The organism is Paenarthrobacter aromaticivorans (assembly GCF_019038615.1).
Taxonomy (GTDB): Bacteria; Actinomycetota; Actinomycetes; order Actinomycetales; family Micrococcaceae; genus Arthrobacter; species Arthrobacter aromaticivorans.
Genome location: NZ_JAHOPC010000010.1, coordinates 19535 through 38144, shown reverse-complemented (window position 1 = coordinate 38144; position 18610 = coordinate 19535). Strand labels below are relative to the sequence as shown.

16 protein-coding genes and 2 pseudogenes are annotated in these 18610 nt (G+C 59.9%); 7 read left to right on the top strand and 11 right to left on the bottom strand.

Annotation, left to right across the window (positions count from 1 at the left end; genetic code table 11):
- Positions 1-59: 59 nt before the first annotated feature.
- The 4 genes from KSW38_RS15790 (at position 60) to KSW38_RS15775 (ending at position 3055) form a co-directional block, all read left to right on the top strand.
- The gene (locus tag KSW38_RS15790) at positions 60-257 is read left to right on the top strand and encodes a hypothetical protein (protein ID WP_216925873.1); all 198 of its coding nucleotides are present in this window, start codon (positions 60-62) and stop codon (positions 255-257) included.
- A gap of 83 nt (positions 258-340) precedes the next feature.
- A complete protein-coding gene (locus tag KSW38_RS15785) occupies positions 341-802 on the top strand; it encodes a carboxyltransferase domain-containing protein (RefSeq protein WP_216925872.1) in 462 nt (153 codons plus the stop codon).
- Positions 803-839: 37 nt separating this feature from the next.
- On the top strand, positions 840-1505 hold the full coding sequence (locus KSW38_RS15780) for a TetR/AcrR family transcriptional regulator (protein ID WP_216925871.1): 666 nt from the start codon (positions 840-842) through the stop codon (positions 1503-1505).
- A gap of 155 nt (positions 1506-1660) precedes the next feature.
- Positions 1661-3055, top strand: coding sequence for an APC family permease (locus KSW38_RS15775; protein WP_254186593.1), 1395 nt, complete (start codon positions 1661-1663; stop codon positions 3053-3055).
- Positions 3056-3066: 11 nt separating this feature from the next.
- Here the strand turns inward: KSW38_RS15775 and KSW38_RS15770 are convergent, their stop codons facing one another.
- Positions 3067-5214 (bottom strand): amylo-alpha-1,6-glucosidase, encoded by a 2148-nt coding sequence (locus tag KSW38_RS15770; RefSeq protein WP_216925870.1) that lies wholly within the window; start codon positions 5212-5214, stop codon positions 3067-3069.
- A gap of 225 nt (positions 5215-5439) precedes the next feature.
- Here KSW38_RS15770 and KSW38_RS15765 point away from each other — a divergent pair, with 225 nt between their 5' ends.
- Positions 5440-6678, top strand: coding sequence for an integrase catalytic domain-containing protein (locus KSW38_RS15765; protein WP_216925869.1), 1239 nt, complete (start codon positions 5440-5442; stop codon positions 6676-6678).
- Between the two features lie 65 nt (positions 6679-6743).
- Here the strand turns inward: KSW38_RS15765 and KSW38_RS23850 are convergent.
- The 3 genes and pseudogenes from KSW38_RS23850 to KSW38_RS15755 all read right to left on the bottom strand — a co-directional run.
- Positions 6744-6926, bottom strand: a pseudogene (locus tag KSW38_RS23850) (Abi family protein); the annotation flags it as partial.
- A gap of 77 nt (positions 6927-7003) precedes the next feature.
- Positions 7004-7144: pseudogene (locus KSW38_RS23845) on the bottom strand (Abi family protein); the annotation flags it as partial.
- Positions 7141-7356: a hypothetical protein gene (locus tag KSW38_RS15755; RefSeq protein ID WP_216925867.1), complete on the bottom strand. Its 216-nt coding sequence runs from the start codon at positions 7354-7356 to the stop codon at positions 7141-7143. The pseudogene KSW38_RS23845 and the gene KSW38_RS15755, both read right to left, overlap by 4 nt.
- A gap of 292 nt (positions 7357-7648) precedes the next feature.
- Here KSW38_RS15755 and KSW38_RS23840 point away from each other — a divergent pair, with 292 nt between their 5' ends.
- Positions 7649-7783 (top strand): DUF5605 domain-containing protein, encoded by a 135-nt coding sequence (locus KSW38_RS23840; RefSeq protein WP_428982402.1) that lies wholly within the window; start codon positions 7649-7651, stop codon positions 7781-7783.
- Between the two features lie 85 nt (positions 7784-7868).
- On the opposite strand, the gene KSW38_RS15745 is transcribed toward KSW38_RS23840, so the two are convergent.
- The gene (locus KSW38_RS15745) at positions 7869-10097 is read right to left on the bottom strand and encodes an RICIN domain-containing protein (protein WP_216925865.1); all 2229 of its coding nucleotides are present in this window, start codon (positions 10095-10097) and stop codon (positions 7869-7871) included.
- Positions 10098-10438: 341 nt separating this feature from the next.
- On the opposite strand from KSW38_RS15745, the gene KSW38_RS15740 reads away from it, so the two are divergent.
- Complete coding sequence (locus KSW38_RS15740; RefSeq protein ID WP_216925864.1) at positions 10439-11485, top strand: LacI family DNA-binding transcriptional regulator; 1047 nt, start codon at positions 10439-10441, stop codon at positions 11483-11485.
- 115 nt (positions 11486-11600) lie between these two features.
- On the opposite strand, the gene KSW38_RS15735 is transcribed toward KSW38_RS15740, so the two are convergent.
- The 6 genes from KSW38_RS15735 to KSW38_RS15710 form a co-directional block, all read right to left on the bottom strand.
- Positions 11601-12608, bottom strand: a complete 1008-nt coding sequence (locus KSW38_RS15735) for a LacI family DNA-binding transcriptional regulator (RefSeq protein ID WP_254186592.1) — start codon at positions 12606-12608, stop codon at positions 11601-11603.
- Positions 12609-12796: 188 nt separating this feature from the next.
- The gene (locus KSW38_RS15730) at positions 12797-13006 is read right to left on the bottom strand and encodes a hypothetical protein (protein ID WP_216925863.1); all 210 of its coding nucleotides are present in this window, start codon (positions 13004-13006) and stop codon (positions 12797-12799) included.
- Positions 13007-13018: 12 nt separating this feature from the next.
- A complete protein-coding gene (locus tag KSW38_RS15725) occupies positions 13019-13951 on the bottom strand; it encodes a carbohydrate ABC transporter permease (RefSeq protein ID WP_254186591.1) in 933 nt (310 codons plus the stop codon).
- Positions 13948-14904, bottom strand: a complete 957-nt coding sequence (locus tag KSW38_RS15720; RefSeq protein WP_308169399.1) for a carbohydrate ABC transporter permease — start codon at positions 14902-14904, stop codon at positions 13948-13950. Before KSW38_RS15720 ends, KSW38_RS15725 begins: the two co-directional genes overlap by 4 nt.
- A 71-nt stretch (positions 14905-14975) precedes the next feature.
- Positions 14976-16328: an ABC transporter substrate-binding protein gene (locus tag KSW38_RS15715; protein WP_254186590.1), complete on the bottom strand. Its 1353-nt coding sequence runs from the start codon at positions 16326-16328 to the stop codon at positions 14976-14978.
- A 44-nt stretch (positions 16329-16372) separates the two neighbouring features.
- Positions 16373-18478, bottom strand: coding sequence for a beta-galactosidase (locus KSW38_RS15710; protein WP_216925861.1), 2106 nt, complete (start codon positions 18476-18478; stop codon positions 16373-16375).
- Positions 18479-18610 lie beyond the last annotated feature (132 nt).

Genomic DNA, 18610 nt, shown 5'->3' with positions numbered 1-18610 from the left:
GCCCGGGACGGATGCTTGAAGGGACCCAATAGCCCTATTACTTTTGAGAGTTGATCTCGATGATGAACAGGAAGCTCGCACAAGGACGGCACGTCGAATGGTTGCGGGCATCGGCACACTTCAACGAAACCAATCTTGGCGAACGGACCGACCTTCAGCTGAAGCGCTCGGGGAAACTCGTTCACCGACTCCTCCAGGACATGGCAGATGGCCGCGACATCCGCGATGCCTCGCCGTGGCCAACACCGGGCGCCTAGCCCCCAAGCCGCGGTCCGTAGCGTTTGTTCCTGGCACTGGTCCAAGCGCTACGGCCCGCTTCCTTTCACGGCAGGAGGCAGAGTTGGCCAGTCTTGGATTGGCGGGCATGGGGGCTTCGTCCCAAACCGCGCACGGGACGTGGGAGGACTCCCCATCCAGCTACGTGTTGCCCGTGGCATTTGGCGGTGCTGCAGGTCCGGACCTGGCGACAGCCTGCCTGCTGCTCGATATGCCGGCGCGAACGTTGATCAGGAGGCTTTGCCGGACCAAACACACCGTCAGGTCCTTCGCAGCGCCTGCGGCCTCTGCCCTGATCGAGGTTCCCTGGGGGAGGGACTGGCACCAAATGGCCTACGCCGGGCGGCGGATCAAAGCCGTGCCCCACGGTTCCCTCACACTCTCCGCGCTTGGCGTCACTCTCACCAGCTGCGATGGGTACACGGACGATCTCGTGGTGGGCCGGGTCAAGGAGTCTTTTGCTGACTGTCTTATCGGGAGAGGCGACTCTGTGTGGCTGAGGTCTTTTCAACCTAACGACTGTTAGTTAGACTCGTTCCGTTACGACCCTTCTTGAGGATGAAATGAGTCCATCTCCGCGTGAGCAGGCGAACGCTGCTGTACGGGAATTCCTGTCCAAACGCGACTGGTCGGCACAGACGCCCGCCAGAAAGCGGATCCTCGTAGCTTTCCTCCGGTTGGCCGCCACCAACGGTTACAACTCAGTGAGCATGCGTACGCTGGGCCGCGAACTTGGGCTGAAGGCGCCAAGCCTCTATTCGACTTTTCCGCAGGGCAGGGAGCAGATCGTGGCCGAATCGCTCCTCTGGTTCACCCACGGATTCGCCCGCGACCTTCTCAAAGCGGTGCAGGAAACCCCGTGCGCGGGTGACTACTGGGCAGCCCTTGTCCGTTTCCACGTCACCCAGCAATTAAGCCAGCCCGAGGCGGACCTCTGGAACCTACTGGTTGCCTCGGACAGGGTGGCGGGGTTCCTTGGTCAAGGACTGCGTGAAGAGCTGGCCTTTTGGCAGAGCCTGCACCAAGAGATGTACGCCGCTGCGGCCGAAGAAATGGGACTCGCCGTCACGCGGCAAACCATCCAGGCTATTTTTACGCTGCTGGACGGTGCCGCGCGTTGGTCTGCATGGGATGGCAGCCAGGCGCAGCTTGAAAGCGTGGTGGACCACGGGGTGGCCCTGTCCCGTTCCTTGCTTGAAGTCGGCGCCGGAACCCGCGCCGACGCGTAGCCGGCGCTGTTCCAACATAGCACACCACCTGTCTGCGCCCCGTCGATAGTGTGATTAAGAACTCAATATTCGGTGATGAGGATTACATGAATAACACCACCCTTGACGCACCATAGGCGGCGCGTCAGACAAGTCAAAACCGGCTGAGCGGCAACATGGGAGTCGGAGAACTCGTCATGAACGTGCTGGCCTTCTCGTCACCCTTGGCCACGGTGGCCGGGACCCTTCCGGTCCTGCTGATGTTCAGCGGGCAGACAGCGCCTGCCATCTATCTGCTGGTAACGCTCATGCTGCTGATCTTCTCCGTGGGATTCGTCAAGATGAGCCGCAGTGTCCAAGGTCCTGGCGGTTTCTACTCCTTTGTCACGGCGGGCCTGGGCAAGCCGGTAGGTCTTGGTGGCGCCTTCCTCGCGCTGTTTGGCTATATCTTTATCGGCTTTTTCGCGCCATCATTCTTCGGGGTGACGCTTCAGGGGTTTGTGGTTAATACCCTCGGCGGGCCGGACATCCCGTGGTGCTGGTATGCGCTGGCCATTACGGCCGTAACCACCGTGCTGGCGTACAACCGCATCGACTTGTCGGCCAAGCTCCTCACTATCGTCATGATGCTTGAAGTGGCAATCATCGTCGTGTTCGATGTCGTTTCGTTCTCGGCCAACGGACTCGAGGCAGTCCAGAGCGCCGGATTCGCCCTGCGCTCCATCACTGACGCAACCCTGGGCCTGGCACTGCTTTTCGCCGTCGGTAACTTCTTCGGATTCGAAGCAACAGTCATTTACCGGGATGAGGTCAAGAACCCGGACAAGACCATCTCACGGGCCACCTACCTTGCAGTCGTGGGCATCGGTATTTTCTATGCGGTGGCAGCGTGGGCCTTCATTGCGTTCTTTGGGCCGGACAAGATCCAGGCCGAGGCGGAGAACAACACGGTGAATCTCTTCAATGACGCGCTCGTCGGCCTTGTGGGCAGGATCTTTGCCGATATCGCCGTCATCCTGCTCATCACATTGGTGCTCGCGTGCATGCTGTCCATCCAGAACATCGCAGTCAGGTACAGCTTCGCCCTCGCTTCAGACCACGCGCTGCCCAGGTTGCTGGGCAGGGTCCATCCGAAGCACAAGTCGCCGTACGTCTCGGCGTTGGCCGTGGGCCTCATTTGGGCTGTGGCCACCGTGCTCTTCACGGTTTTAGGTGTTGCACCGGAAGCCTTGTATCCCATAGCCAGTGGCAGCGGCACCTTCGCTGTTCTGTTCCTGATGTTCATCACCAGCTTCGCCGTCCTGGTGTACTTCATCCGCCGCCGTGGCTTCGCTCCGGAATCAATCTGGAAGACGGTCATCGCACCCATCATCAGCGTGCTATTCCTTGGTGCCATCACCTACCTGGCAATCGCCAACTACCCGGAGCTCATTGGGGGTTCAACGGTTATGACGGCCATTTTCATGAGCTTCACTTTCGCACTGTTCATCGGCGGCATCGTCTACGCCTTCTTCCTGCGGACAAAGCGGCCCGACATCTATGCGCGGCTTGACCGGCAGAAGATCGACTGATTCGAAGTCGCCTATAAGCCCCGGTCCGGGCCGCCTTCCATGAGATCGCCTACCCATGGCAGGTATCCGCGGTGGAAGACCATTCCCTCCGGCAGCCCGTCTACGGAAACCGTGGAGCCGGAAATGTTGATATTGATCCTGCCCTCACCGATCGGCGCGTTGGCGATGTGCAAATCGCCGTAACTTTCTGGAAGGACAGGGTCCATCCAGATGCCGCCCTGGGATACATCGGGATCGTAGCGCATGAGAGTGGACACCAGCATGATGGGTGCAGTGGCGGCCCACGCCTGTGGCGAGCAGGCAGTGGGGTAGGGCACGGGAGCTGAGAACGCCTCCCGACTGAAGCCACAGAACAATTCAGGCAGCCGGCCATCGGAGAACTCTGCGGCCTCCAGCAATGCCGTCGAGATACGCTGTGCTTCCTCCACGAAGCCATACCGCATAAGGCCTACCTGGATAATGGCGTTGTCATGCGGCCAGACAGATCCGTTGTGGTAGCTGACGGGGTTATAGGCGTCCATGTCGTCAGCCAAGGTACGCACTCCCCAGCCGCTGAACATTCGATCGGACATCAGGTGCTCTACTACGCTGGGTGCCTTGTCGTCGTCGATAATGCCGGTGGCCAGACAGTGTCCCATGTTGGAGGCGCAGGCATCGACCGGACGCTTGTAGCGATCCAGGGCGATTGCGAAATAGCCTTTGTCCGGCAGCCAAAACCGTTCATTGAACTGCTGCTTCAGGCGTACAGCACGGTCACGGAGTTGGACCGCTTTAGCCTCGGCGCCTGCCTCATGCGCCATCCAAGCCGACGCTAAACATGCGCTGTAAACATAGCCCTGCACTTCGCTCAGCGCTATTGGGGCTTCGGCCAGGGTTCCGTCGGCGAAGTTGATACCGTCCCATGAGTCTTTCCATCCTTGGTTGATGAGGCCCCTATCGTTGAGGCGGGCGTATTCGATAAAGCCGTCTCCATCCCTGTCGCCGTAATTCCAGATCCAGTCCATGGCGCGGTCCGCGTGGGGCTGCAGGGCAGCGATGGTCTCTTTAGCGAAACCCCATCGACTGACTTCGCCCAATACCATCAGGAATAGCGGCGTAGCATCGACGCTCCCGTAGTATGCCGACTTTCCGCCAAGGGCAAGGCCACTGGATACGTCCAGGCGTACCTCGTGGAGGATCTTTCCGGGTTCTTCCTCGCTCAGGGGATCTACGACACTGCCTTGCAGGTCCGCTAGCGTTTGCAAAGTACCCAGTGCCAAGGAGGGATCAACCGGAAGCGCCATTGTCGAGGCCCAGAGAGAGTCCCGCCCGAAGAGTGCCATGAACCACGGCGCCCCTGCAGCAACTACCACGCGCTCGGGATGCTTTGGGTCCTCGATCCGCAATGCCCCCAAATCTTCGTAGCTGCGCCGCAGCGTTCGTTCGATGGACCGATTGCCCATGTGTACCAAGGGGATTTTGGCCACCCACTCCTGCCGCCGGCGGTCGCTTGGCGAAAGGGCGTCCTTGCCGGAGTGTGCACGGGGCTGGGTGTCTTCCACGCCCCAGGGCGCCACCCTAAGCTGCGCGTTCCAGTGACCGTGGGGTGGAACGGTCGTCCTGTACGTCACGGCGTCGGGCGTCACCAGTGCGGCGGGGCCGCCGTCGATATTGACGCCCTTGGTAATGTCCTGCCATGTTGCCCGGATGATCAGCGAGTGGGCCTCCACTTGCCGGGTTTCCTGCCAGGTGCGCTGCACGCGCGCCTCCTTGACTTCGAAGAGGTCCGCAAAATCCGACTCAACCTCCAGCGCGATGACACAGTCCGCGGGCAGCCCAGAATAATTCCGGACGGTGATCTGCTCGGTGATGCCAGTGTCCACTTCCCGTAGTCGTTCCACGACCAGCGGGCTGTCTGCCCTCCCGTCCCGGCGTGGTACTCGACCCACAATGAGAACCCGGTGAGGCTGTTTGACGTCCGAGGCAAGTGCCTCCACGGGCTGTCCGTTCACCGAGAGCTTCCAACAAGACAGGATGCGTGTGTCTTCGTAGAAAACCCCATGCGGAAGGCCGGGAACTATGTCCCCATTGGGTAGCGAGATGCAGAAGTTGGATCCTTCCACCAGTGTGACGGCCGCGCCCAATGCTCCGGCCGCCGTGTCAGCATTCCACCCAGCCATTGCGGCTCCTTTGAGGATCGACATCAGAGTGGACATTCACGGATTCCCTCGGTCACCGTGGATCGGATGCCTCGTCGTCAGTATTTCTGAGGCTACGCTCGTCGTCGCACGGGCACCAGCCTGCGCGTTGACTCATGGAAAAGGTCCGCGGGGGTGGATACGTTGCCTCATTGGAAAAGGTCCGGTTGGGGCGGGTGCGGACATCCTTGAGGGATGGGTTTGACGATGAGCCAGCGTAAGGCGGTCACTCTGATCAAAGCGCGTGCCTATGCTCGGGGGACGCGTGCGGAGAAGGTTCGGATCCTCGATGAGTTGGTCGAGTTGACGGGGTGGAACCGGGATTATGCCCGTCGTGCGTTGCGGAGGGCTTTGGAGCTGCGACCCGTGCGGGCCAGGCCGGCTCCGGTGCCGGTGTATGGTCCGCGGATCGTGGAGGCGTTGGTGGTGTGCTGGGCCGTTCTGCGGGCACCGGCCGGCAAACGCCTGGCACCGATGCTGCCGGTTCTGGTTCCGATGCTTCGGCGCGATGGTGAGCTGTCCTTGGATGATGAGGAAGCCGAACTGTTGATGCGGATGAGCGCCTCGACCATCGACCGGAAACTGGCGCCGGAACGGGCGAAGTTGGTGCTGCGGGGCCGGTCCCATACCAAGCCGGGCTCGCTGTTGAAGTCACAGATCCCGATCCGGACCTGGGCCGAGTGGGACGACGCGGTCCCGGGTTTCGTGGAGATCGATCTGGTCGGCCATGAAGGCGGTGTGGCGTCCGGACAGTTCTGCTACACGCTGACGGTCACCGATATCGCCACAGGCTGGACCGTGAACCGGACTGTGCCGAACAAGGCCCAGAAGTGGGTGTTCGAGGCCCTGCAGCACGCGATGGGACGCTTTCCGTTTCCTATCGTGGGGATTGATTCGGACAACGGCACCGAATTCATCAACGACTACTTGCTCGAGTACTGCCACGCCCAGCAGATCACGTTCACCCGCTCCAGACCCGGGAACAAGAATGACGGCGCGCACGTGGAGCAAAAGAACTGGGCCCGGGTCCGTGAGCTCGTTGGGTACTACCGGTACGACACCCCGGCGGAACTTGCCAAGCTCAACGAGATCTGGGACCTCGATGCGCTCTTCACGAACTACCTGCTGCCCCAACAGAAGCTCCTTTCGAAAACCCGTCATGGCGCGAAAGTCGTGAAGAAGCACGACCACGCCCTCACCCCACACCAACGCGCCGCAGCGCACCCCGGAGTCCGGAAAAGAGCCGTTATCGGCATGAACGCCCAGTTCAAACGAATCAAACCCGCCGCTTTATCCCGGCAGATCCTCGCCCTCACCGGCGAACTCGAAACCCTCGCCAAAGCAAAAGCACCGGCCAGGGACTACAAAACCAACACCTGGTTCAACAAGCCCCTGAACCGGACCTTTTCACATGAGGCAACGAAGCAGACTTCCCGGACCTATTGACGTGAGGCAACAGGGCCTGTGCGATGACTCGTAAATAACCTCCGCGAAGGGGGATTGTTGCCTCATTAATAATCCTCCGGCTGGGTCTGCGGTTGCCGGGATGGGCCGAACTTGTCCGCGATGCCGTCCTGTGTCTGCCGCGGGGAGAAACCGTACAGGTACGTGGGTGCGCCCCAGTCAAGGATTTCCACTGCCGCCCAAACGGAGAGAGTTCCGCCGTACTTTGCGTGGTGGTGTATGACGAAGTCTTCCTTCGAATCAGCGAGACCCTTTTATACCGCTGTATCCAGGTGGCATAAGAGGTGTCTTGGTCGGCCCGCGGTCCCAGCAGCGCTGGCTTGAGATGGGCACATTCGTCGATCGTCCCAAGTGCATGTCCGAGCAGGCCCCTCAATGCCAGCTCGAGCGGCGTTAAAGAGGCGAATGTTGCTGTTCTGAGACTCGCATCAAAGCTATACAGCCTCACGACGTCGGTGAAGGTAGTACGGCGTAATAGCTGTCTTCACGGCCTGAAGATCCCTGTTGCCTGAATGAATACCAGTACCAGCTGAGACGGTGATAATTGATGTACTGCAGCTGGTTGATCGCAGCGTCCCTGACCCCGATGCCCATGCCCCGGGAGGCCAGGAGGTCGACCTGCTCGTCGTAGGTCTTGTCCGCTTTGACGGATGCGGGCAACTGAGCCTCCTGCTCAGAGAAAGTTGAGACCGGCCCTAGACCTACCGAAGTAGGCGGAACCGGTCATAGTGCCTCAACTACATCGGATTTCCCAATGCAGCTCCCTTCGGGGGAGCCTGAAGTCCCCTGAAGGTACGGCTCATACAAGTCGGGGCAGCGCCCTGGTGTCCGAGTAAGTCCAGAAAGCCTTACTGACAGTGCCTCATGTTGTTCTTAGAACCCACCATGACAGGTTGCAGTGAAAATGGACCCGGTTGCATAGCTCGGAAATAGTCGAGCAAATCCCTGGAATCTGGAGTTGGTCAAGCTCCCCGGAACTTATGACGGTAGGTTCAGCATTGATCTACCAGGCCGGCAGTACATGGCCACCCGCCTTCGTGCCATAACCGAAGAACCGGCCAGCGGCAACCTTGATCCCCAAGCCTAGACGGGTGGGCGAGGCACTGTTGTAGTGCCTCGCCCACTGGTGTTCCCAGACCAATCGGCGAACGGATCTACATATTCAGGACTTCCTACCTGATGGTCCATTTCTGGTTGGTCTGGCCGTTGCAAGTCCAGATCACCACCGGGGATCCGTTCGTTGTGCTTCCTTCTTTGACGTCGAGGCATTTGCCGGACTGCTGCCCGATGAGCTGCCGGGTCAAAGGACTGTAGCTCCATTTCTGGTTCGTTCCGCCGGTGCAGGACCACTGCTGAACGACGGCCCCATCGGTAACAGAATGCCCGTTGACGTCGAGGCATTTCCCGGACGCGGCGTTGACGAGTTGGCCTGAGGCGTCGAGAGTCCACTTCTGGTTCGTACCGCCGTTGCAAGTGTAGATGTCGACGATTGCGCCATCCTGGGGGGCGAAGGACTTTAGATCCAGGCATTTCCCGGATTGCGCGCCGATGATTGTCTTGGCCTGTGGTTGCTGCTCGGCAATGAGCTGCCAGTCCTGAGAACCATCGGTCGCAGGGTTCTGGAGTGTCAGCGGTGCGCCGGCAGTGGAGCCGGTCAGGTAGACGTTCGTGTTCTTAATTGCCTGGAAACGGTAGTAGCCGTTGCCGTTGTCGATGAGGTTCCAGCTCCCAGAGGCCTTGTTATCCACCCATTGTCCGATGCGCTGCCCGGCTGTCGCGCTTCCCGTCCAGATGGATGCTTCGCGGCCGCCCGATTTATTCAGCAGCGTCTCGTTGCCGTCAGTCTTGGTCACCACATGCCAGTACTGTGTATCCGGATTCTGCGCCGTTCCGGTCGGTTCAAGGACGACGTCGGGAACATCCGCGTTACCTATATTGGCATCGTTGGTGTTGTTACCTGTGCCCATCACCTGGTCGGTTTTGCGGTTTACGATCCGGTAGTAAGTGCCGACGGAATTTCCGAGGTCCACCTCACCGTAGCGGATGGCGGCTTGGCTGCCAGGGCCGCCCCAGCTTGCCTGCAGGATGACGAGCCGTCCGGTGCCGTTGACGTACTGAAGGTTCCGGGTATATCCGGCTCCGACCGGTGTCTGGTACTCCGTCCAGGCGCCGTCGCTGCGCCCGCTGTTATTTACCCACACATTTCCGCTGCTCGCAGCGTTGTAAACGATGCGCCCGTCGGGAAGGGTGATGAGCACCGGACTGCCGCCTTGTGCCAGAGCGTGGGAACCGGTATCCAGGGGCAGGCCGGTGATTTCTTCCCCGTCGAAATCACTGGCAGAGCGGAAGTTCAACGGATCATCGGCGATTTTGAACTTGACGTTGGTTCCGCCGCCCCAGTATTCGTAGGTCAGTAACCATTTGCCGTCGGTGGTCTGGGCGATCGTGGTCATGCCCGGGCGGCCGCCGCCGATTTCGGTCTTGCCGTTACCCATGTTCTGTGTGGACCCCGAGACGTCGACCACCGGAGAGCTCCAGGAAGCGCTGGTGCCGTCCCAGGTTTTGTGGACCAGGATCTGGCCCTCCGAGTCCGGGGCCGTCGCGTTGTTTGGATCTGGAGTGGGCACACCGGTGACCGGGTCAAAACCGAGGTAGTCATTCTCGTCCGAGTAGTAGGCGACGAGCTTCCCACCATGCACCATCAGGAACGGCTCCCAAATGGGGTCGACCTGCCGGGTCGTGTTCTCAGTGGCTATGTTCGTTCCGGTGGCACCAGCGCTGCCGCCCTGCCATCCAGCCGTCGCGATGACGTTCAGGACGTTCCAAGTTAGCCCGCCATCGGTGCTTGAGTAGAGAGCGAGGGCCATGTCTTTTCGGTCGCCGTCATTTGTCGGCACCCAGTTAGAGTCGGCAGCCTTGTGCTCTTTGTAGTAGGCGTCCTCCCCGGTCACTGTGCTGGCGAGGAGCAATGTGCCTGCTTGGAGGTTTCCAACGTCCTGCGGCAGCGTGTAAAGGTAGGGGCTTGCCCAGTTGCTGGTGTACTTCGCGAACTGCGGGTCGCTGGAAAGGTAAGCCGGTGCTTTCACCTCTGAGAGAGGCTGCCATGATGTTCCCTGGTCATCGCTCTTATAAAGTGGGAGGGTCTGTCCCGTAGCTCCCTGCGATGCCGTCACGACGGTCGATTTCTCGAAAGTTGCTACGAGTCGCCCGCCCGGCAACTGGGCCGACTTCACGTAAATTGCGCAGTTTCCGCGACCCTTGAGGCAGGGCTGATCCGCCGGCACCTGGTACATGACGCCACCCTCGGGCGCATAGGCCTGAGCACTGATCGCGGGCAGCGATAAAAGTGATGCCGCGGCCACGAAGACTCCTAGAGCCTTCACCAGTCTTCTTTCCTTCATAGCCCCTCCTTTGGGGTTGGTGGCAAGTGTTTAGCCCCGACCTGGGTATTCACTGATTTCAGGAATTCCGGGCGCCGTTGTACACGGCAACGATCGGCAGTTCAATCGAGTCGGGAAGGCCGGAATGCATTCATGGAGACCTGTGTTTCGTTGTCACCATGAAGGACTGTGAGGAACGTTACAAGACGGTGTTACCGGAAACAAGAGTCTGGAGACTTTTGTGTCATTGGAGGCGTGGCGTCCCATTCGGCGTGATGTTTCCGGTAAACTGGTTACGGTACGCTGGATCCGAGGTTTCGGCTCGTAGGCCCGGAAGGGTCAGATCTTTCTGGGGGTTACGCATGGAGTTGGATTTGCCCAAAGACCTGGATGAACCCGGCCTCGATCCGGCCAGGCCGGCAACAATCTACGATGTGGCCCGCTTTGCCGGCGTGTCACATCAGACGGTGAGCCGTTTCCTCAGGGGCTACGAAGGAATACGTCCAGAAACCCGTGACAGGGTCATCAAGGCACTCCAAGAACTGGACTACAGGCCGAACCTTGCTGCCCGCTCATTGACGACCGGCCGATCCCACCGTATTGGTGCTTTGACGCATGAAATTGACCAAGTCGGCCCCAGCAAAATTGCGCAGGGGGCCAGTCTTGCCGCCCGTCAGGCAGGGTATTTGCTGGACATCGTGACACTCGACATGAGCAACCGTGAAGCGATTAACGAAGCTCTGGAGTTGATTATGCAGCACGATCTAGCCGGTGTGCTGGCGCTTTCATCCACTGACGAGATGACTCAGGCCTTCGAAGCTGCCGACTTCCGAGTACCGGCATACGTAGCTGCCGAGACCGATGACGCGCGCGGAGGGCACCCCTCTGAACTCTCTTCTGTGGGGCTGCCCGCATTGGTGGGGCACCTCGCAGGCCTGGGTCACGAGCGAGTGCTGCATATCGCCGGACCCACGACTTATTCCGCGGCACGCAATCGCGTTCGGGCTTACGAGCGGGCAGCTGCGGACTGTGGGATGAGCTCCCAAGGTGTCCTCAATGGGGATTGGTCGGCCAAGTCCGGTTACGACGCCATCATGGGATTGTCGGGTCCAATCACGGTTACCGCTATTGTGGCTGGAAACGACCAAATGGCGTTAGGTGTAATCCTTGCGCTGACTGAACGCGGCTACCGAATTCCCGACGACGTCAGCGTTACCGGCATTGATGACATCCCTGAAGCAGCCTACTTCGCGCCGCCGTTGACCACGCTCAGGGTTGACTTCGCGACCCAAGGCCGCATCGCGGTCGAACAGCTCCTGGCCCGGATAGAGCACCGTGTGCTGCCGCACAGCACAAGCCTCCCGTCAAGTCTGATCGTTCGGAAATCGACAGGCCCGGCAAAACGCTAACGCGCAGCCACTATCCTCCGGTGGCGACCGCACATTGCTGATGCCCCGACATATGGACTGCCCAGCGGGCTGGGCCGATCCAGTGTCGCACGGGTCCACCGGCAGGACCGGTTATTCAGCTTGATTGGCGGAGAACCATGTGATATTTCAGGGTTCGTTTGGCTTCCATGGCACCGGGTGGGACTTTTCCGTCAAGGAGGTCCTCGACAAGTTGAACTGTTGTTGCGCCAATCTCGTTGAAATCGATGGATACTGTGGTGAGTTCCGGCGTCAACAACTCACCTATAGCTATGCCGTCCATTCCGATGACAGAGCACTCTCGTGGAACCGATCTACCGGCCGCCGCGAGGGCTTTTATTGCACCAATGGCCGTGACGTCGTTGAAAGCGATGAGGGCATCCGGAAGAAGATTCGTTTCCGTGAGGGAGGACACCGCCGTTCGTGCGCCTTTCGCTGAGCCTTCGGCACTGAGGAACGTTAGAGGAAGACCAAGTTCTCCTGCTTGCCGGGCGAACGCTTGTGCACGGACAGACAAGCCCTGCGGGGGAGAGGAATCGAGGTAGGAAATTCTCGTTCGCCCCTGGCTGATGAGGTGATTCAGCGTGAGCTGAGCCGCGTGGACATAGTCAAAGGACACTTCTCCGGCGGCGCCGGGGTACTCCGGGTCCAAGAGGACCAGCGGGCGCCTTCCCAGAACCCTTTGGCAGGCCGCGAGTCCGCTGCCAGACCATCCGATAACGGCGTCAACCTGTGCTGCGATTTGCTCGATTGCCAGCATCATATTGTCTGCATCGGAAGGATACTCGTTGAGCGTGATTTGCCAGCCTCGCTGGGTTGCGTGGTGGACAACGCTGGAAACCACGGCGTGGAAATAGGGGTTTGTTAGTTCGGGCACCACCATGCCGACGCAACTCCCGGCTCCTTGGACAAGCCCTTTGGCAAAGCGGCTCGGTGTGTAGCCAAGTTCTTCGGCGAGCTTGCGGATCCGATCTTTGGTGCGAATGTTAATGCCCGGCATGTCGTTTATCGCCCGGGTAACAGTCTGTGTTGACACACCACCTTTTCGGGCAACGTCCTTAATGGTGACGCGGCGGTTCTTGGAATCGGGGGAGAGCGCGATCATTTGACGGCTTGGGTTGGAGCTGGTTCTTCAGCTGGGGCTGTGGCACCTAGTTTCGACACCGATGCACGCCAAGGAAGCTGTTCGGCCTTCACAAAGCGACATGAGTGGCCAGCCGCCGTCTTCATTGTGGCGCCAGCGGCTGGCGGTACCGAGTCCGGTAAGGGATTCACGAAACTCAAGTTCGGGTTTCAGAGGATTTGTTGTTGTGTGGTTCCGTATGGGACTTGATCAGACAGTTGCGCGGTGTATCTCCCTGGAGCGTGGCGGGTGACGAGGATTCCGTTCGTGCGGGTGTGCTGAGCCAGAGCCTGGAGCGATTGGTGGGCACTCTCAAGTTGTTCGTCCAACGCACTGGGGTCGGTGACGTGTATATCGATGGTGGTGTGAACAGTCATCATGGGTGTTCCTTTCTATTCTTTGACGCCACCTGTGGTGAGGCCGGCTTGCCAGTAGCGCTGGAGGACCAGGAAGGCGATGATCAGGGGCACGATGCTGACCAGTGAGCCGGTGATGACTGTGGAGAAGAGTGCTTGTGCTCCGCCTCCGGCTGCGCTGGCAGCCTGTTGCTGGGCGAGTCCGACGGTGAGTGGGTACAGGGATGAGCTGTTGAGCATGATGAGGGGGAGGAAGTAGTTGTTCCAGGTAGCGACGAGCGCGAAGAGGAAGACTGTGACGACACCGGGTCCCAGTAGCCTGAAGCCAACCTGCCAGAAGATCCGGAATTCACCAGCCCCGTCCACCCGGGCTGCTTCGATCAATGAGTCCGAGATTGCGTCGGCGGCGTAGACGCGCATGAGGTAGACACCAAAGGGGCTGACGAGTGAGGGCAGGATGACGGACCAGGGGGTGTTCGTGAGTCCCGCCGTGTTGAAGAGCAGGTAGGTGGGCAGCGCCAGGGCGGTTAGTGGGATCATGATTGCACCGAGAATGATGCTGAAGAGAAGTTTATCGCCGGGGAATTGATATTTCGCGAAAGCGTATCCGGCTGCTGTTGCCAGGATGGAGGCGATGACGGCGCTGACACTTGCGTAGAGCACTGTGTTGATGACCCATTGCAGGAACAGCCCGTCCCGTACCGTGAAGACGGAGACGAGGTTGTTCCAGAGTTCAAAGCTCTTGCCGAACCAAAGCCCGAAGGTGGAGAACAAATCCGTGTTGGACTTGGTGCTGGCAACGATCAACCAGAACAGGGGCAGGATAAAGTACAGGGCGCACAGCCACAGCAGCACCGTGAGGAGCGTACTGCGCTGGCTTTCCCGGGGACGGAGCCTTTTGCGGGGTGCCAGTGTCGCCGGGGGCGCGGGTTCGTTGGTGGTGCCTGATGTGATGTGCATGGTGGTCATTTGCTGGCCTTTCGCTGCCGACGTTCGCCTCGCTGGGTCTGCACCTGAACGACGTACGAGACAATGGCGATGACGATGCCAAGAAGGAATGCGATCGCGGCAGCATAGTTGACGTCTTGGTTGACGAACGCCAGGTTGTAGGCGTAGAAGTTCGGGGTGAAGCCGTTCGTGACGGCGTTGGGTGCTATGGCGTCCAGCAGGCTGGGTTCGTTGAACAGCTGGAACGTGCCAATGATGGAGAAAATTACGGTCAAGATGATGGCCGGTCGGATGGCGGGGATCTTGATGTTCCAGGCAATTCGGAATTGACTGGCCCCGTCGATTTCTGCGGCTTCGTAGAGTTCTCCGGGGATTCCTCGCAGCGCAGCGTACATGATGATCATGTTGTAGCCGACGAATTCCCAGGTGACGATGTTCATCATCGAACCGAGGATGGATTGCTGGCCCAGGAAGTTGGGCGCGTCGAGGCCGAAGGTATGGAACAGTTGCGCGAAGGGGCCGAAATCCGGGCCGTACAGGTAACCCCACATGAGCGTGGCCACAACACCCGGAACGGCGTACGGCACAAAGTAGAGCAGACGCAGGGCCTTCGAGCCCCGGGCCCTCCCGCTGTCCAGGGCGAGGGCGAGGAAAAGCGCGATACCCAGCATGATGGGAACCTGCACGAGTAGGAAGATGCCCATCCGGCCGATCCCGGCAAGGAATTCGGGATCGGTGATGGCCTGGACGTAGTTGGAGAGTCCGGCGAAGGAAAGCCCGCCGATGAGTTGGCTCTTGAACAGGCTCAGGTACCCGGCGTAGCCGAGGGGGATGACGAGCATCGCGATGAACACAATGAAGAACGGGAGAACGAACAGGTAGGCCGCTGTGACCTGGGTGCGGCGGCCGGATGTGGACCGCCGGACTGTGGAGCCTGCGTTCCGGGTGGCCGGGATGATGGTGTCGCTTGCCACTGGAATCCTCTGGTTTGGGGCTGATTTGGGAGACCGGGAAGCGTGACAGGGTCCCGCTTCCCGGCCGGGTGTTACTTGACGGTGAAGCCTTGGTCCTTGGCGTAGGAGACGAGCGTTTCCTGCCATTTGTCCAGGGCGGCGTTCAGGTCGCCCTTGGCCCCGATGGACGTGCCGACAATTTCATTGAACTGCGAGTAGGCGTATTCGGTAAAGGGAAGCCACTGGAAGTCGGTGTCGACGGTGTTTGAGATCTGCCCGAACAGCTTGTTGACCTGCTGGCCGCCGAAGAATGCGACCTTCTGGTCAGTGTAGGAGGGGTCCTCCAGCACGCTCTTCGCGGCGGGGAACAGGAACTGCTTGGTCGCGAACATCTTAGTGGATTCTTCATCGTGGTTGATGAACTTGGCCAGTTCGGCTGCGGCGATCGGGTTCTTCGTGGTCTTCAGCACGGCGTCAGAGGAGCCTCCCCAGTTTCCGGAGACCTGCTCCCCGGCGCTCCACTGCGGCAGCGGGGCTGCGGCCCATTTTCCGGCGGTGTTTTCAACTGTGCCCTGCAGGAAGATCGGCGCCCAGGCTGCGGTCAGCCAGCCGGCGTACTTGTCGCTGGCCAAACCTTGGTAGTACTGGTCGTTGAAGTCTGCGTCTACTGAGACAAGATCCTTCTGGATCAGGTCCTGCCAGTAGGCGAGCACCTTTTTGGCCTCGTCGCTGTTGACGTTGATGCCTACGGTTTTATCTCCGTCATAGCTGAACGGCTTGACGCCCGCCTGCCACAAGAGCCCGATCACCTGAGCGGGGTCGTTGGTCGGGAGGTTCGAGATGTAGGAGCCGGTCTTTTCTTTCACGGCCTTCGCGTCGGCGGCGTACTCCTGATAGGTTGCCGGTGCTTTGGTGATGCCCGCCTTTTCCAGGATGTCGGTCCGGTAAAGGTTGCCCATCGGTCCGACGTCCTGCGGAACGGCCCACACGCCCTTGTCGTTCGAGACTTGCTTCCAAGCCCAATCCACGTAATCGCCGGCGATGCTGTCAGCCCCGTAAGGACGGAGGTTCAGCAGGGAGTTCGTGAGGTTGAATGAGGGAATGTACTGGTATTCAAGCTGGATCACGTCAGGGGCACCGTCGCCGGACTGCAGGGCAGTGCGAACCTTTTGGTAGTGCTCCCCGCCCTGTCCGACGTTCTCGACCGTGACGTCGATTTGGGGGTACTTTTTCTCAAACAGGGCTACTTCGTTCTGGACGTCCGGAAGCCAGGTCCAGAACGTGAGTTTGGTCGGGGTGCTCATGGCCTTGTCGAAGTCTGCCTGTGACATGGCCGTGGCTGACTGTGCCGGGGATGTGCCAGCTGGGGAGCAGCCGGTGATCATGAATCCGGTAATACCGGCCAGCACGGCCATGGCCGCCGCTGTTTTTGACGCCTTCTTCATCGTGGCTCTTTCTTTGGTTGGTGGTGGATCAATGATCCGGATACTCACCGGCTGACGAATGTGCTGGTGCCCCACGCGTCAAGTGAGAGAATTGTGCCCGCCTCGTGGCTGATGCCCGAGACAGGATCGAGGACGGGCAGGGCCAAGGTGATCTCCTGCTTGTCCCATCCCCAGTTGAAAACGAACCATGCACGGCCCCCTTCGGCCACCGTGCCCGAGGACACATACAGGGGCAGCTTGACCTCCCCGGCAAGTTCCGTAGCGACGGGAGTCGGTGCCGCCCAGGCGATGATTCCCCGGGCGAGTCCCGGAGAAGGAACGCAGCCGACCATGGTTACCCGGCCAATGCCCTGGGACATCGTGGTGATGGCGGGGAAATCGCCGAACCTCGGATGGTCGTACTGGGCGAGGACGCTTGCGCCTTCGGATCTCAGTCCGTCAATCCAGGCCTCTCCCGAAGCCGTTTCGTCCAGGGCCAGCCCGTTGGGGCCGGCGATGACACGTACGGGCCCATCCAGGTTCGAGTACTCCTCGTACCAAGCCCCCGCGAGGTCGTGGAGTCGATCCGGGGCGACTGCTACCCTGGCGCGGGCCTCTTCGTCGGCGTAGGCGGTGCGTGGCCCGATGATGAGGTGCCCACCTTCTTTGACATAGTCGCATAGGAGGTTCAGGTCATCATCTGTCGTGATGTAGACGCCAGCCGCAACAAGAATCGGGAATTTGCGGGCCAGCTCGGCTGCGCCAAGCCCGTGGGATTGGCTGAGATGGAGGATTCTGGCTTGGCGTCCGCCGTCAATGACACCCCTGTGAAAGGCATCGACGATGCGCTCGTATGATTCCTCATCCGGGACACCCTCATGGTGAAGAGGTGGCATGTACTGCATCGCGTAGCGGCTCGGATTCGACCACAGGATCGCTACGTCGGCATCCGGTTCGTAGCCATCGATTGCTTGGCCGATGTGCTTGAGCTCGGCGCCGATTTCGGACACTTCGGCATATACCCTGCCCGGTTTCAGGCTGTGGGGCAAAACCCCTCCCCAGTACGTCTCGGTGCCGTAAGGGAGTGTGTGCCAGTGCCAGTACTCGATCATGGCAGCTCCGCGGGAAATCAGTACGAAGGCAGACTGTTTCAGTTGCCCCGGGTAGGACGGAAAGTTCTGGTCGGCTGTGCCGATGGACTGGGCGTTGGTTTCCGTGACGAGGTAGCGTGCCTGCTTGGAGGAAAACATCCGGTCCGCTTGGCGGAACAGCCCTGCTACGCCCGTGGTGGTCCAGTAATTCGGCTGTTGCAGATCCCTGGACGCGTCCAGATGATCCTGCATGCCGTAGTACGGGTTGCCGGCGCCGATGTTGAGGTTCGAGAACAACTGCTGGTCATCCAGAGCACGGCGCGGGTACTGAAGACAAGTGGTGACGAACTGCCCGGGAAGGGCGGATTCGCTGACCAGTCCTGCCTGCCAGGAAATGAAGTTGGTGGTCAGCTCCGCCTGGAACCGCCGCCACGCCAAATCGTACTGAGGGAAGGTGTTTCCATCCGGCCGCCACAACTCGGACCAGTCGTTGATGCGGTGGGACCAGTACGTCAGACCCCATTCCCGGTTGAGGGTCTCGACGTCTTGGTACCTGGCCTTGAGCCAGCGCACGAAGCGCACGAAAACACCATGGTTGTGGAATATCTCAAGACCGGGTTCGTTGTCGACCTGGAATCCTATGACAGCAGGGTGGCTGGCATAGCGGCCAATTACAGCGCGGATGACCCGCTCGGCGTGGAAGAGGAAGCCCGGATGGGTGTAATCGACTTCCTGCCGCGCACCCCACGGAATAGGTTGGCCGGAGCGCCGCTGCCCCGCGACTTCCGGGTACGAGGCCTGGAGCCACGGCGGCACAGCGTAGGTGGGGGTTCCGAGGATGACCCTGATGCTGCGGTCGTGGGCTGCATCAAGGACCGGGGCCAGCCACTCCAGATCAAACTCGCCGTCACGGGGTTCCCATGTTGACCAGACAGATTCGCCGACGCGGATGACATTAATGCCCGCGTCACGCATCAAATCAAGGTCCAGGTGCAACCGGTCAGAGAGGTGGTATTCGGGGTAGTACGCGACGCCGAACAGCAGTCCGGTCGGTTCGTATAGTTCAGGGCGAAGGTTCATTGAGACGTGTACTCCGTTGTCGTGCTCGAAGGATCTGTGAGGTACGTTACGCGAAGATGTTACCGGAAACAAGGAATTCACGAGATTTTTGTTAGCGGAAACAATGTCTTTTCCCACTTGTAGTGTTTCCGG